Genomic DNA, 15529 nt, shown 5'->3' with positions numbered 1-15529 from the left:
GGTGGAAGAAATTAAATTAAAGGATAAGATTTAATTATAGAAAGTTCATATCCAAAAAAATTTAATATCTCTAATATAAACTCTAATATAAATCTGTTATAAATGAGGATGGACTTATGAGAAAATAGGCAGTTATCAAAATAGTTATCACAACGATGCCCAAATAGAGATTATGCTGGCACTTAGTTTTCATCTCCATGTTTCTTCATACAATTTCTCTTATTGCACCGCTAATTATTTAGAAAACTACCCCAATTTCTTGTAGCACACTTTACAAAATAGTCATATTGAAATGGTCAACATGACATAGATAGCGATTTGAAAAAGATTTAAAAACATATTTCGTTCATTTTTGAAATTCTTAGATTATCGACATATTTACTTAAGTTTTAACGACTTAAAATAGTGACTTAATTACCACAATTGAAACTAATGATTCAGAATTACAAGAAGTGCTTAAAAATCTTCTAGGAGAAGGACTTATGGGATGAAAAAATTATTCCTTTCGCAAAATTCTTTTATTGAAAAAATAATCCATAATTAAAAGTGTGATTAATCAACCAATCTACTGATCTTAGCAAACCTAATTATCTATGCTAACAAACTATTCCTCTCTAAAACTTGATTAAAGATTTTATTAAAGAGTTAAAAATGGCAACTAGAGATTGAGTATAATGGCCTTCTTTTCAAAGACTGCTTTTAGAGGAGAAAAAAGCTATACAGAACAGAATGCTGAAAAAACAGCATTTACCCCCACTCGACTTGTCTTACAATTATACAATTTAACTATTTTATTGCTGTAACAGCCTCTCGCTATCAAAACGGTAGTATAGTATCAAAAAATTTTTTTCTTTGATTTAATAAAAAAATTTTCTCAAAATTCTTTTATTTAAATTAATCTCGGGTTTTGATTAACTGTAATGATTGAATATACAATAATCATTAAATCCATCTAGGAGGAGAATATTTCATTTCAAGAGGCATAAAACTGGCAAAACTAATTTCTGTGCATGATGATAGTTGACCAAAGAGTTCATATTAGCGCAACACAAGCTTGCTGGTTATTCGGCGAAAAACTAATTTCTTTGTAAAAAGCTATCTCTTCCATAATCAATTACTTGTTAGACCGTTCATTGAGCAATTCTCAAAAGCGAATGTAATTGAATTAATTCCTCAAGAGATACAAAATTAATCATCGGATTTAGCCGATGAAAGCGAGAACGAATAAGAGTAAAGGCTTACCAAGCAATTACTAACGTCTATATTAGGTTCAGGAAATCTGTTACAAAAATTAGTATTGGTCTTTAGTAATCATAAGTTACTACCATACCTGTACTTCTAATTAATCATGTGATAGCTACCCCCTTACTTATCACCATCGACAAACAAAAGTTTCCATCCCCTTCAGCATAATCTGATAACTTAGAGCCTCTGTTAATTGCATGGATAACTGTAGATGCACTTATTTTGGATGCAATGATCTTTGGCAGTATTTATATCTTGATGGAAAGATTGTTAAGGATTTGAACGGGCTAACTTTTAATCATGCCTTTAACTTCAAATATATTTTTTAATTTTATTTACTTGGAAATCAATTAGATTCTGATAAAAAACATGTGTTGCAACGCACCATTATACACAGTCTCATCACCATAAATCGTGAAATTTATGGTAAAATCTACGCCAAAGAATTAATGAAATTTTCTTCGACTCATTTGTCTTTATTAAAATTTACACAGCGCGATTAAAGAAGAAAAACACGGATGTAAAGATTAGTATCTCTGAAAATTTCATTAACACTGAACATACCTGAGTAAAATAAAATGATGAATTTTTAGAGATACTTAGACAAGGTAACATATCTTGTAAGCTTAATAATAATGAAACCAGTGCACGTCAAAAACTACATTCTCTGCTATACCCTCTCAATGAGTTAAGTTATCAAACAATGGAAGTTTCTATTAAAAATGTTTTTCAGACTAAAATATTTGCTTTACCTTCAAAAATGTCTCGACAGCTTTTACAAAACATGGAAATAACAAGCACAGAATTGTGTGCGATCAAAATGACATAGAATAACTCTCTACACTAAGCCTTGTGACCAATTCAATCGGGACGACAGGATTTGAACCTGCGACCCCTTGCACCCCATGCAAGTGCGCTAACCAGTCTGCGCTACGTCCCGCCACGCCCCGGATTGTATTTTCGCATTACAATCGCTTTTCTTCTTTTACTACTACTATTTTAAGACTTGATTAGGAGGATTAATTAACGTGCTCTTGCAAGACCTTTAACAGTGATTTTTACAAAACTGTAACAAGACTACGATTATTAACCTGATTCTAACCCGGATACAATCTTTTCGAGTGCAGAAATAGTATACCGTATACTTTCGTAAAGCTTATGTTCCTGCTTATCCTTAGAAGCATCCTCAGACAGTTTCTGCCTTGCTCCTTCAATCGTATAACCCTCTCTATAAAGTAAATGGCGTATTTTTCGGATGATGAGGACATCCTTCAGTTGATAGTAACGACGATTACCGCGTCTTTTTAATGGAGAAAGTTGACCGAATTCTTGTTCCCAGTAACGTAAAACATGGGGGCGCAAACAACAAAGCTTTCCAACTTCGCCGATGGTAAAATATAACTTTTCAGGAATTGGAGGTAAATCAACCGATTTATTAAAATTTTCTTTCTTCTGGCTTGACATTTTTCTCCACCTTGGACTTTAGTTTATGTCCTGCACGGAATGTCACTACACGCCGCGCCGTAATAGGAATTTCTTTACCCGTTTTAGGATTGCGACCAGGTCGCTGATTTTTATCGCGCAAAGTAAAATTACCAAATCCGGATAATTTTACTGGATCTCCTTGTTCTAATGAAAAACGAATATCCTCAAAGAATAATTCGACTATTTCATTCGCTTCTCGTTTATTTAACCCAACAACATTAAACAAATATTCTGCAAGCTTAGCTTTTGTGAGTGCCATTTTGGCTATGCCCTTAGTTTTGCATTGAACTTATACTGCAGTCTAACAACTACTCGTTCAATGACTTGATTGATTTCTTCGTCTGTCAGAGTGCGCCTTGGATCTTGAAAGGTCAATCCTAAAGCGACACTTTTTTTCCAAATTTAATATGCTTAGGATCTTCATATATATCAAAAATTTCTGTTGTGATCAATAATTGCCCAGCTGTTTTAGCAATTTCTTTTTCAATACTCGTTGCTTCCATATCCCGATTTACCACGACGGCGATGTCCCGTCGAATTGCAGGAAATTTCGATAAAGCTTCATATTGAGGGAGTATAGCCGTTTCTATCGCCTCAAGCTCGATCTCAAAGAGATAAGGGGTTGTTGTCAAATCGAACTCCCGCACTAAAGTAGGATGCAGGGCACCCAGATAACCAAAGCAACGATCTTCTCTATAAACAGCCGCACACTGACCTGGATGTAAAGCTAGGTGCTTGCCTCGCATAAAGTGGAAATCAGCCCGAGTCAAAGAGAATAGCGCACCAACATCTCCTTTCAAGTCGTAAAAATCTACTAAACGCTCACGTTTTCCCCACTGGAGACTATGCACATTGCCAGCTAGCAATCCTCCCAGTTTTGTTATCTGTCGTTCCTCGCCTTCTTCCGTAAGAAAGCATCTTCCTATTTCAAAAAGCCGGACGCGTTGTACTTGGCGAGATTGATTATATTTAAGAACAGAAACAAGCCCAGGCCATAAACTGTTTCGCATGACATCCATGTCATGGGTGATTGGGTTTGCAAGCCGCAACGCAACAACGTCAGGGTTAAGCATGGACTGGAGATCATTGTTGACAAAACTATAGGTAATTACTTCATGATAGCCGCGATCTACCATCAAGCGGCGAATCCGTGCGACACTCACGTGTGTCTCCGGTACAGGAGACATCGTCAGAACGCATTTCATAGAGGTTGGCGGAATTTGCTCGTAACCCTTTATACGAACTAATTCTTCAATTAAATCAGCTTCTTGCGTAATATCAAAGCGATAACTTGGAGCTGTAACTTGCCATCCTTCTTTATTTTCAACCACCGTCATCCCTAGAAATTGGAGAATTCGCTGAATTTCTTCATCATTAATTTTAATTCCAAGCAGATTTTTAATCCGTTCGCGTCGTAGTGTAAGGATGGATATTTCTGGAAGAGTCTCATTAGTACATTTTTCAACAATGGGTCCCGCTTTCCCTCCAACAATTGACAATAGCAATTTGCTTGCTCTTTCCATCGCGAAGGTTTGAAGCTCAAAATCAACACCGCGTTCGAAACGATATGAAGAATTCGTATACATACCACAACGTCGTGCAGTTAATGCAATGTTCGAAGGTGAAAAGTAAGCGCTTTCTAAAAAAATATGTTTCGTTTTTTTATTAACAGCGGAATCAGAACTGCCAATAATCCCTGCGATGGCTTTGGGTCGAGTATTGTCGGCAATTATTAACGTACGCTTATTTAACTTTACTTCCGTTTCGCCAATTAAAATGATTTTTTCATTCGCTTTCGCAAAGCGCACCTCAATACCACCTGATAATCGATCCCAATCAAAAGCATGTATAGGTTGTCCTAGTTCTAGCATAACGTAATTAGTAACATCTACTACTGGATGAATAGAATGCAATCCTGAACGACGCAATCGTTCACGCATCCAAAGCGGCGTTGATACCCTGCTACTGATATCGCGAATAATTCGCCCCACATAACGCGGACATGCTTTTTTGCTTCTACACTGACGGGAAAAACCTCATTAATTGTAGGTGAAATAGTTATCAATTCCGGCGTTCTTAGGAGAAATTGATTAATCGCACTTAACTCTCTGGCAATACCTCGTAAACTGGCACAATCACCCCGATTTGGTGTTAATTCAATCTCAATAATATGATCATTGAGTTGTAAATATTCACGAATATCTTTTCCAATAGGCGCATCGCTCGGTAATTCCATAATGCCAGTTGAATCAAGAAATAATCCAAGCTCGCGCTCCGAGCAAATCATGCCGTTTGATGGAAGGCCACGCAATTTAGTTTTTTTAATTTTAAGATCACCGACACGGCCTCCTACTAAAACCACAGCTACTTTTAAACCCACACGAACGTTTGGTGCGCCGCAAACAATTTCCAAAGGCTCACTTTCACCAACATTCACTCGACAAAAAAATAATCGATCTGCGTTTGGGTGTTTTTCCTTCAATATTACCTCCCCAATGACCACCTTTTCGAAAGGATGCGCAACCGGTTGCACAGAACTAACCTCCAATCCGGACATCGTCAGTTGTTCTGCCAATTGTTCAGTGCTAATAGGTGGATTTACCCATTCCCGCAGCCATGCTTCACTAAGTTTCATGGGTCAAAACTGCCTTAAAAATCGTAGATCATTTTCAAAAAATAAACGCAAATCCGGTACATTGTAACGCAACATAGCGAGCCGGTCTAAACCAATGCCAAAAGCAAATCCATTGTATTTATTCGGATCTGCATTTACATTACGCAAAACGTTAGGGTGTACCATACCACAGCCTAACACTTCCAACCATCTACCTGTACTCGTTTGATAAATGTCAACCTCGGCCGATGGTTCTGTGAAGGGAAAATAAGAGGGACGGAAGCGGAAACGAAATTCTGTTTCAAAAAAACAATTCAAAAATTGTTGCAATAAACCTTTTAATTCAGAAAAGGTACAATATTTATCTACTACTAATCCTTCTGCTTGATGGAACATCGGTGTGTGTGTTGAATCAAAATCGCGGCGATAAACGCGTCCTATTGCAATCAGTCGAATTGGCACGCCTCGTTTTTTCATTTCCTGGATTTGAACATTTGATGTATGCGTTCGCAATAGTAGCTTATCACCAGAAAAATAAAACGTATCTATCATGGTGCGTACCGGGTGTTCAGGAGGAATGTTTAGTGCTTCGAAATTATGATATTCATCCTCAATTTCAGGGCCTTCCATAATTTGAAATCCTAATTTCGTAAAAAGTTGGATAACACGCTCTGCAACACGAGTGACCGGATGAATTGTACCTTGAATATCGTAACGACCACGTAAAGTGACGTCGATTCTTTCTTTAATTAATGTTTCTTGAAGTGCTCGTTCGTGAAGTGTCAATGATTTTTCATTGATTAAAGCTTGAATTTCACGCTTAATTTCATTGATAGCTTTTCCAATCAGTGGTCGTTCACTGACAGATAACTGACCTACAAATTTTAGTAGTTTGGTTAATTCACCTTTTTTCCGAAACAGACCAGATGAACTTTTTCAAGCATAGATTCATCTTGTGCTTCTTCAATCATTTTTTTTACGGATCTTAAAAGAGAGCTTAGCTGATCCTGCATGAAGTCACGCATCATTGCATCATTATTCAGCTAATTCAAGTTTAGCCTTTTTGCTAACTCTAGAAAGGCGACTTTATCATTGACTGCTAAATCAGACAGATTTTTTCGGTCAATAAGAATTTTAGCTTTGTTTAAACCATTAATTAAACGATTATAAGAAAGTCCATACTCACGAGCAGCTGCATTAATGCGAACAATCCACAAAGCGCGAAATTGACGCTTGCGTTTCTTGCGATCTCGGTAAGCATATTGCGCTGCTTTAATCACCGCTTGTTTTGCAACTCGATACACGCGGCTACGTGCACCATAATAACCTTTTGCTTTACTGAGCATCTTTTTATGCCGCGCTCTTGCGGTGACCCCTCGTTTCACTCTTGGCATCTCTCTTTCTCCACTATCTTCTTCACTTTCAGCCCGTGGATTCAGAAATATCTAAATGTTGACGTTCACTGAATCTATGGTTAGGGGGGAACTGCGGGACAACGAATTAGTAGTGCTTTAACAGTTCCCGAATTGCCTCCAAGTCACTTTTAGCAACTTTATGCAATTCGCGCAAGCGACGTTTACGCTTTTGCGATTTTTTTGTCAAAATATGGTTATGATTTGAGGATGCCCGTTTGATAGCACCAGAACCTGTGCACCTAAATCTTTTTGCAGCACCTCGATTAGTCTTCAATTTCGGCATGCCCTTCACTCTTTTTTTTAATGTTGGTTTCACCCTTACCTTTCATAATCACCATTATCATCTGGCGACCTTCTATTTTTAGGTCTTGCTCAATGGTAATGCTTCCTAGATCGCGCTTTATCCGGTTCAACAACTCGATCCCTAATTCGCGGTGTTGTATTTCACGTCCCCGAAAGCGCACAGTCACTTTTACCTTATCACCACGCTCTAAAAAGGCGGCTATTTTGCGTAATTTTACTTGATAATCGCCTACATCAGTAGCTGGACGAAATTTCACCTCCTTAAGATGAATTAACTGCTGCCTTTTCTTTTGCGCAGTTTTTTGTTTGCTTTGTTCGAATTGATATTTACCAAAATCCATGATTCGGCAAACTGGTGGCTTTGCAGTAGGGGAAATCTCGACCAAATCCAGACCAGCTTCTTCAGCCATCACAATGGCTCGATCAGTTCTTACCACCCCAACTTGCTCACCATTTTCATCAATCAACCGCACTTCTAAGGAACGGATTTGGTTGTTAACACGTGTTCGTTTCGATCTGATACGTTATCTCCTCTTTCGACTTCGCTGATTAATTTCAGCCTGTAACTGGTGTACAAACTCTTCCAGCGTTACTACTATTTTTTCACTCCCTAATGCCCGCACTGCTAGCGTTTCATCAGCAACTTCTCGATCACCAATAATAACCTGATAAGGTACGCGCGCAATAGTGTGTTCGCGGATTTTAAAGCTGATCTTCTCATTTCTCAAGTCTAATCGAGATCTAATTCCTAGATTTTGAAGGTTTTCTACCATTTGACATACATAATCTGCGTGGCGGTCCGTGATATTCATCACGATAACTTGAACAGGGGCTAACCATAAAGGCAATTCACCAGCATACTCTTCTAATAAAATCCCTAAAAAACGCTCAAAAGAGCCTAAAATAGCACGATGGATTATAACGGGCGGCTTTTTCGAACCATCTTCAGCGATATAATGAGCGCCTAATTGCTCAGGCATGGAAAAATCCACCTGGACTGTACCACATTGCCATATGCGTTTCAGACAATCTCGCAAGGAAAATTCAATTTTAGGACCATAAAAAGCGCCCTCACCTGGCAATACGCTCCACTCGACCCCCTTGCAATCCAAGGCTTCTGATAGCGCTTGCTCCGCTTTATTCCACATTTCATCACTACCAATGCGTTTTTCAGGACGAGTAGAAAGTTTATGAATGACTTCGGTGAATCCAAAATCGGCATAAACTTCGTGTAATTGATCAATAAAAACTAATATTTCTGTCTGAATTTGGTTTTCCGTACAAAAAATATGCGCATCATCTTGCACAAAACTTCGCAATCGCATTAAACCATGTAACGTGCCTGAAGGTTCATTGCGATGACACGCACCAAATTCAGCATAGCGGATGGGCAAATCGCGATAGCTTTTAACACCTTGATTGAATATTTGGACGTGCGCAGGACAGCTCATCGGTTTAATCACGTACTGCTGAGTCTCAAGGGACAATGTAAAAATATCATCACCAAATTTTTCCAAATGCCCGGATTTATCCCAAAGAATGGTGTCAATAAGTTGTGGGGTACTTACTTCCTGATAACCATATTTGCGTGTTATATGGCCAATATAGTCGCGCATCTGAAGAATAATACTCCAGCCATTGGGATGCCAAAATACACTGCCTGGCGATTCTTTCTGAAAATGAAAAAGATCCATTTTTTTCGCCAACGTACGGTGATCTCGTTTTTTAGCTTCTTCGAGACAATAGAGATAAGATTTTAAAGATTTAGTATCGGACCAAGCAGTTCCATAAATCCGCTGCAGCATTTCATTACTACTATCCCCTTGCCAATAAGCACCCGATAATTTCGTAAGTTTAAAGGCTTTTAAATAGCCAGTGCGAGGAACATGTGGGCCGTAATAACATAAGTCAATAAAATCGCCTTGTTGATAAATAGTGAGCGTCTCCTCTTTTGGAATTGCGCGAATAATTTTGACCTTATACGTCTCATCCATCTTTTTAAAAAGGGCCAGCGCTTCTTCTCGGCTTAATACCTTTCGCTCACCCACGAGGTTGTCTTTGGCCAATTCTTCCATTTTCTTTTCAATACTTTTAAGATCATCCGGCGTAAAGGAGCGTTCGAAAGCAAAATCATAGCAAAAACCATCTTTGATCACAGGACCAACAGTCGTTTTCGCAGTGGGAAATAACTTTTTGACAGCATGTGCTAATAAGTGCGCAGTCGAATGGCGAATAATTTCCAGACCAATGAGATCTTTGTCGGTAATAATTTTAAGCGCAACGTCTTTATCAATGAAGTAAGACAAATCCACCAATTGATCGTCCACTTTTCCTGCCAGTGCGGCTTGCAAAAGCGAAGGTCTCATGGACTCTACCACAGCTTGAACAGTTACCGGATTTTCAAATTTTTTTATGCTCCCGTCAGAGAGTCGGATTATTGGCATAAAGAATATGCTTTCCTCAAGAAATTTAGGATAGTAGCATGAATTATCATTTTTACGAAAGTAAAAGGAGCCTGCTGACTTAAACATTTATTTTAATGTCGATTATTTTTCATCCAATTTATCGAATTTCTTGACAATTTTAGATCTCCAAAGATTAGAATATTTTATTTTTAAGTTAATTAAAATGGTCAATTTTCATTCTCTATAACTAATTGATAATGATGAAAATTAACAAGCAGTGATTTTCAATTAACCAACCAGACGAGAAATGAATAAGCAGGATGTTATGAATCTTGACCGAATAAAGATAAGTCGCACCTATGTGAGGCTTTCATTGTGCACTGAAAGCAGCTATCGACGCAAAAGATCTAGAAGAACTACATTCATTGTAAGAATAAGCTAACCCTCAGAAGAAACTTACGGAGACAGGATGCATCATAAACGCTACTTTTCAGTACAGTATGGTTCTTATCTTTCTCTATCCATTTTAATTTTATACGATAACTGTTTGTTGCCCTATTGTAGCTTCGTGAATTATTGCATCAAAATTCCATAAAAAAGAATCTTGATTTTACTTAGTAATCTTTTGAAGATGACTAGAGGGCTTCTCAGGGAAAGACCTGAATTAATTTCACTATGATAACAGAAAAACCATTATCTGTTATGAAATTTAGGATTAGATTTCAAGAATCTTCTAGTGCATACCAAATGCTAGCAGGGATACTCAATATTTTGTTCTACTATCCCCTCGTCCTCTAAATCTGATAACCTACACATTTACACATCGTCTCGGCAGGGGCACCATCTACCCTGCTTCAAAGTTAACTAGTGGCATTCAAATAGAGACAGTAACCAAGCTCAATACTTGTAGCCAAAAATCAACAAAAGCTTCTTATACTAATAAAGCACTTCTTTTTGTAGTTAGGAGATTATTCAATGTATCGACGATTATTCAATTCTCACAACTCGATTTTATAAATATCCTCATAACAAGTAATTTACATTTCAATAACATCCATTTTGACAGGATTTATATAATTCACAACATGGAACCATAATTATGTTTCACATGTTAAAGAGTTAAAGAATACATGCAAATTCCTAACTCCTTGTCTATTTTATTAAAAATTGACTAAAATACTCTTTTTGATACCTACGGCTATATTTTACACACTAATTTTCTGTGCTTGCCAGTTTCACTATTAGTTTCACTATTTAATATACGTAAGTAGTTTCAGGGGGGAAAGGAGGGGGAAGGAAGGACCTGTCTGATTTTTTCGGGCCCTGATATCAGTCTGCTATTTGCTTGTGACCATCCTTTTAAACGGGCGATGCCACCCCTTAATTTATTCTTATCTAACTTTACTCCGGTGCGGGATTGCTCAGCTAAATATCGCTGAGCAACTCAATCAGGTCGATAACCATATCTATACCTATTACAAACGCCTGCCCTTAAAGAGAGTGTTCTAAAATCTAAATGATTAGCCAATCTAGTCTTATCGTTCACCTACAACGTCCATAACGCCGAATTTTATCTTGTGGAGAAGTCAACGGCGATTTTCCACCCCATAAACTCCACCCATAATCTGTAGTAAAGTAATAGCCAAAATAACTTACCTATATATTTATAAAAGAAACTCGCACTTAGAATCCGGTGATACCAAAAGACTGCTACATTCGGTCATAGAATATATACAAAATTGTTAGGTTAGTAACATCCTTGGTTACATGGTAGGCACGATTGGTATCGAACCAACGACCCCCACCATGTCAAGGTGGTGCTCTGCCACTGAGCTACGTGCCTACGACAAGAACGGTAACATAGCATTCTAGAATAGACTATGCAACTGCTGGATTATCTTAATCCCTGATCATTCATTCAGAATTTATCTGTCAATTATCGCTAACCCTTGCTACAAGAAACCAGCGCTACCAAACCCTCTAGATAAATAAAGACGCAAAGTAAAATAATGCGTTTTATCTCTTCATGCTTTTTTGACAGGCCATATGAGAATTTTCCGATGTCAAATCTTTAAAATAGCTATTCAAAGTACTTGTAAAAGTTCACTGGATGAAAATCAAAATGGTCTTCAGGTGCTGAATCAAATTTCACTGAAATTTCAGTGAAATTTATTACGATATCAGGATAAGTGCCGTGTTCATTTTGTGCCTGAATGGACTCAGGTGATGACCGAGTAAAATTTAGTATCAATTTCTCATCAAATTGAATCTGAAGTCTTATTGGGATCAGGATATAGTACTATGCCTATGAAGACATATATTCAGACTGATCTCTGCTGAATGTTGATAGCAAGCAATAGGTCCCTGATCCCTAATCAAAAGAGCGATAGGTGTCTCACGCATGTACGGGTTTCGGGTTTTAGGTAGCATCCCCATGGTAGGGTTTTCAACTCAATTTTTATTATCCCCACTTATCTTGCAGACAGCAATAGTAAAATTTCTGATGAGAAATAATCGACATTAATAACTTGCATGACGATATTAAGCGTTTCCCGTAATAGGATTTTTGAAGTATCTCGAGAACAATTTTTGTGCTAAACATTTTTAGGACACGGCTAGATATAAACACAACTCTATCATGATCATAATAGAAAAATAATTCTCTTTAAATAAACTGCTACCCAAGCAGCTAGGTAAATTTACTAAAATTCATAGGCGTCTTTCAATGCGGTATAATAAACTCCTACATATCCATTTCATCGAGAGGGGTCATTTCTTGCTTTTCTTGAAGGAATGATATTTCATCAGGGTAGGGGCCGATCCAAGATAACTCAGTATGCCACCAATTGCTCTCAGATAATCTTTCTTTCCGTCTTCATTGCTTGTCCATGACAGTATCATCGATTACATATCCTTTACTTATTGGAAATGTGTGTCGGTTCTTCTCATATGCTACAAAATTTGCCAGTGAACAAACGAAACTAATGACAAACAGTGGGAGAGAAAGTGTACAAAAGCACTACTTTCAATATACTGCCCTTTTTTTGTCTCGTCACTGACCAAAGAACTTAAAGAAACAGCTCCCCCAGCTTCAGCAGCAAGACTTTCCATGAGAAGACTATGCGTTGCTTAATTGCAACGTCAGTATACTAGCCGCGGAATTAAAGTAAAGGTAATTCCTGGGTTATTACGATTGCAGATTAAATCAGGATCTATAATTAATGCCAGCTCAATAGGTGTAGCAATAGGTACTAACTCACAACGTTCATTCCAGTTTAACCGAATGCCAAAATTATGCCTTTCTCTAATTCTTGATAGTACTGGCGTTAAATTTGTTGATGCAAAATAAGCAATTGCCTTCCCTCTAAAACCCCAACCCCCGATAAATAATAATTTTTTGATCTTTTTCACCATAAAATAAGGCCAGGTCCCTAATGAATTAAGGACACCACCACGCTACTGATAGAAATACTCATACTGTGGAATTTTTATAAATTTGAGTATGAGCCAATACTGAAAATTCTTTAACCCTATATTTTTCAGAATAATTAATCCTCAAAAATCCGTGCTTTTTAAGATGCCCCAAAATAGATTCAGGAATGAGGCAATCCAACCATAGTATTTCCTAGTTACTAATTAATCATCGCGCAATGACTACCTAGGATCCTATATAACCACTTGTTTTGATTCCGATAATTTTATTTTAAAAGAATATATTGCAATTTTTTCTAATCCGGCATCTACAAAAAAGTTCACTTTCTAAACCTGAATCTCCTCTAACTAATGCTGATGCTCCGTTTAAAGATAGTTTTATATGCACTCATAATAAATGGATAAAATTTAAGCAAAAATCCAGCGACGCACTAGAAAACATTTGATAAACAGTAAAAACCTTATTAAGAAAAAGAAAAAAGAGAGAAGCTTTAAATACTAGAAGGGCCACTCCGCTATTTTACTGAGGAGTAAATGACCTATGTATGAAACAACATAAGAACCCTCCTGATAAGAATTCCTAAAACAACAAAAGACCTTAACTTAAATATCACACTTCATCACCTCTTGGCTTGGGCTACTGAGCGAAAGCAAGATAATATCAAGCAACCCTTCCCCCATACAGTATTAGTATAATAAAAAGCGTCCCTAATTGTACCAAAGCATTATCGTCGATCCAAAAATTAGGCCATTCCAACATAACAACCATTGGCCCCATCAATAAAATTAATAACCAGTCAATTTTAAACCACCAAACAGCCATCCCCCAAATTAGCATCACAACAACCATGGCAATAAAAAAATCCATGCCCTGTTTAGTTGAGTTCGACGAAGCTCTCCTAGAAAAGGATCAACGAAAGCACACGATGCAATAATCGGAATAGCATATTGTTTTCCCGGCGCTAACAGTAAAACCACACAAAGGCTAACTACAGTCCATGTAAAGGATGAAATATTTTTGACTTCTCTTTCACGCTGCCCCCATAATATCCACCCCATTTTTAATCGCACAATTTCAAATATAATAGTTAACGCAATAATAATTAGTAGTAAATTTTTTGGGATAAACCAGTGAATTGGGCTACTGTTTCTGCATGAGTGAAATAAAGAAAAGGAATGAATAAAATCGCCACATGAAGGGAGCGACGAAAGATATGTCCGCCTAAACCGCCGACTTTTTGAATGTGGTGTGGCATACAATTCATCAGTCTAACACAAAATTGGCAATGGAATGGTTTAAACACTTTTCTAGAATTGGTATAACTAAACGTTACCCCTTCTCAAGAGCCTTCTTAAAATTCCACAACCTTATACCAACTAATACAGTTTAATCTAATTTTAATTTAATTTTGATTCTCTAATACGTTTCATACGAAATCGAACACCTGCTGCTGTTTCATCCTAAAACAAAGTGCCCCATTATGGCAATGGTATCATTAGGAACTGGAAAATGAAATGAATAGCGATTATCAGTGTTACTAAAAGAAACTGACCTTCGTACGAAAAAAGACAGCACCCTTGAAAACCCTTACTTAAAGTTATCATCTAAACGACGACACTAAGTCGTTTTTTCCCGACTACTAAAGAATTTATTTAACTCAACACGGTCTCGAGAAATCGCAATCTCCTTAGCTCAAGGGAATCGTTATAACAACTAGAAAATGTTTATTAATCACCAAACTAATGCACTGGAAGAGTGCCCAAAAAATTAAAAAATTTCAGATTATCAAGAGTTTTAATTCAGGTGCATCAGGATAATTAGTTTGCAACAAATGATAAATTGAGTCTGCTATTTTCGGTAAATTCAGTGCCCGATATGCTTGTACCATGATAGCCAAACCTTTAATAACTTGGGGCGATCCCTGAAAATGTTGAACGACATAACTGGCTCGATTAGCTGCTGCTAAATACGCGTACCTTTTCATATAAAACTCTGCAATCGTAATTTCGCGTTGTGCCATTAAATTACGAATATATCGCATTCTAGTGAGCGCATCAGATATATATAAACTATGTGGAAAATTTTGAACGAGCGTAGTAAATGCAGCAAATGATTGTTGTAAAGTACTCACATCATGAGCAGCAGGATTAACATCAGCTAACTTCTGCAAACAGGATAATCCAAAATCGAAGTCAATAACGCCGCGCATGTAGTACGCATAGTCTACATGCAGACCTTGTGGATACAGATGAATATAACGATCAGCTGCTATAATCGCAGAAGCCATGTCGCCACTTTTATAGTAAGCATAAATAGTGTCAAGCTCAGCTTGTTGGGCACGCGGCCAAAAAGGATAAATAGCATTTAACGCTTTAAAATTTTTAACCGCTTCAACATAATTCTCTTTTGCCAGTGCTTTCTCCCCGGTATTCAATAACTCCATTGGAGTTTTGTTACGAGATACGCAATAAGGATCCACATTCTTTTTGGTGCAACCGATTACGATTAATTCAAGTAAAACGACAACAATAAAAAGTAATTTTTTCATGAGTTTTTCTTTATACTGATCACATAAATATTGCTATTATAGATTAAGTCCCCTAAGAACTAAAGCAACTAAATATACAAA

12 protein-coding genes, 2 tRNA genes and 2 pseudogenes are annotated in these 15529 nt (G+C 37.3%); all 16 read right to left on the bottom strand.

Annotated elements, in window-relative coordinates; translation table 11 throughout:
* Positions 1-2110: 2110 nt before the first annotated feature.
* A tRNA-Pro gene (locus LG660_RS00215) sits at positions 2111-2185 on the bottom strand.
* Positions 2186-2331: 146 nt separating this feature from the next.
* Positions 2332-2709 carry a MerR family transcriptional regulator gene (locus LG660_RS00210; RefSeq protein ID WP_258267438.1) on the bottom strand — a complete coding sequence of 126 codons (378 nt, stop codon included), beginning with the start codon at positions 2707-2709 and terminating at the stop codon, positions 2332-2334.
* Entirely contained in the window at positions 2681-2989 is a 309-nt protein-coding gene (locus LG660_RS00205; protein ID WP_258267437.1) for an integration host factor subunit alpha, read from the bottom strand. Before LG660_RS00205 ends, LG660_RS00210 begins: the two co-directional genes overlap by 29 nt.
* 5 nt (positions 2990-2994) lie before the next feature.
* Positions 2995-4721, bottom strand: a pseudogene (pheT, locus tag LG660_RS00200) (phenylalanine--tRNA ligase subunit beta).
* Positions 4622-5365 (bottom strand): YtpR family tRNA-binding protein, encoded by a 744-nt coding sequence (gene ytpR, locus LG660_RS00195; protein WP_258267436.1) that lies wholly within the window; start codon positions 5363-5365, stop codon positions 4622-4624. The pseudogene pheT and the gene ytpR overlap by 100 nt, the downstream one beginning before the upstream one ends.
* A gap of 3 nt (positions 5366-5368) precedes the next feature.
* A pseudogene (gene pheS / locus LG660_RS00190) lies at positions 5369-6357 on the bottom strand (phenylalanine--tRNA ligase subunit alpha).
* 30 nt (positions 6358-6387) lie between these two features.
* Positions 6388-6738 carry a 50S ribosomal protein L20 gene (rplT, locus tag LG660_RS00185; protein ID WP_258267435.1) on the bottom strand — a complete coding sequence of 117 codons (351 nt, stop codon included), beginning with the start codon at positions 6736-6738 and terminating at the stop codon, positions 6388-6390.
* Positions 6739-6844: 106 nt separating this feature from the next.
* A complete protein-coding gene (gene rpmI, locus LG660_RS00180) occupies positions 6845-7042 on the bottom strand; it encodes a 50S ribosomal protein L35 (RefSeq protein WP_258267434.1) in 198 nt (65 codons plus the stop codon).
* The gene (gene infC, locus LG660_RS00175; RefSeq protein ID WP_258267752.1) at positions 7023-7583 is read right to left on the bottom strand and encodes a translation initiation factor IF-3; all 561 of its coding nucleotides are present in this window, start codon (positions 7581-7583) and stop codon (positions 7023-7025) included. The genes rpmI and infC overlap by 20 nt, the downstream gene beginning before the upstream one ends.
* A 3-nt stretch (positions 7584-7586) precedes the next feature.
* Positions 7587-9506, bottom strand: coding sequence for a threonine--tRNA ligase (gene thrS / locus LG660_RS00170; RefSeq protein WP_258267751.1), 1920 nt, complete (start codon positions 9504-9506; stop codon positions 7587-7589).
* Between the two features lie 1729 nt (positions 9507-11235).
* Positions 11236-11310, bottom strand: a tRNA-Val gene (locus LG660_RS00165).
* Positions 11311-12608: 1298 nt separating this feature from the next.
* Complete coding sequence (locus LG660_RS00160; protein ID WP_258267433.1) at positions 12609-12881, bottom strand: hypothetical protein; 273 nt, start codon at positions 12879-12881, stop codon at positions 12609-12611.
* 679 nt (positions 12882-13560) lie between these two features.
* A complete protein-coding gene (locus LG660_RS00155; protein ID WP_258267432.1) occupies positions 13561-13749 on the bottom strand; it encodes a hypothetical protein in 189 nt (62 codons plus the stop codon).
* Positions 13737-13958, bottom strand: a complete 222-nt coding sequence (locus LG660_RS00150; protein WP_258267431.1) for a hypothetical protein — start codon at positions 13956-13958, stop codon at positions 13737-13739. Before LG660_RS00150 ends, LG660_RS00155 begins: the two co-directional genes overlap by 13 nt.
* Positions 13959-14002: 44 nt before the next feature.
* Entirely contained in the window at positions 14003-14155 is a 153-nt protein-coding gene (locus LG660_RS00145) for a hypothetical protein (protein ID WP_258267430.1), read from the bottom strand.
* 522 nt (positions 14156-14677) lie between these two features.
* Positions 14678-15448, bottom strand: coding sequence for an outer membrane protein assembly factor BamD (locus LG660_RS00140; RefSeq protein ID WP_258267429.1), 771 nt, complete (start codon positions 15446-15448; stop codon positions 14678-14680).
* Between the last annotated feature and the right edge of the window lie 81 nt (positions 15449-15529).

The organism is Coxiella-like endosymbiont (genome assembly GCF_024730665.1).
In the GTDB taxonomy this organism is placed as follows: domain Bacteria; phylum Pseudomonadota; class Gammaproteobacteria; order Coxiellales; family Coxiellaceae; genus Coxiella.
The sequence above is the reverse complement of the archived record's forward strand: the minus strand, read 5'-3'. Positions and strand labels throughout refer to the sequence as shown.

Bases quoted from the DNA above. Each gene is read 5' to 3' on its own strand.
- LG660_RS00140 (WP_258267429.1), bottom strand. From the start codon at position 15,448: ATGAAAAAATTACTTTTTATTGTTGTCGTTTTACTTGAATTAATCGTA.
- LG660_RS00150 (WP_258267431.1), bottom strand. From the start codon at position 13,958: ATGGGGTGGATATTATGGGGGCAGCGTGAAAGAGAAGTCAAAAATATT.
- LG660_RS00145 (WP_258267430.1), bottom strand. From the start codon at position 14,155: ATGCCACACCACATTCAAAAAGTCGGCGGTTTAGGCGGACATATCTTT.
- LG660_RS00205 (WP_258267437.1), bottom strand. From the start codon at position 2,989: ATGGCACTCACAAAAGCTAAGCTTGCAGAATATTTGTTTAATGTTGTT.
- LG660_RS00210 (WP_258267438.1), bottom strand. From the start codon at position 2,709: ATGTCAAGCCAGAAGAAAGAAAATTTTAATAAATCGGTTGATTTACCT.
- LG660_RS00160 (WP_258267433.1), bottom strand. From the start codon at position 12,881: ATGGTGAAAAAGATCAAAAAATTATTATTTATCGGGGGTTGGGGTTTT.
- ytpR (WP_258267436.1), bottom strand. From the start codon at position 5,365: ATGAAACTTAGTGAAGCATGGCTGCGGGAATGGGTAAATCCACCTATT.
- thrS (WP_258267751.1), bottom strand. From the start codon at position 9,506: ATGCCAATAATCCGACTCTCTGACGGGAGCATAAAAAAATTTGAAAAT.
- LG660_RS00155 (WP_258267432.1), bottom strand. From the start codon at position 13,749: ATGGTTGTTGTGATGCTAATTTGGGGGATGGCTGTTTGGTGGTTTAAA.
- rplT (WP_258267435.1), bottom strand. From the start codon at position 6,738: ATGCCAAGAGTGAAACGAGGGGTCACCGCAAGAGCGCGGCATAAAAAG.
- rpmI (WP_258267434.1), bottom strand. From the start codon at position 7,042: ATGCCGAAATTGAAGACTAATCGAGGTGCTGCAAAAAGATTTAGGTGC.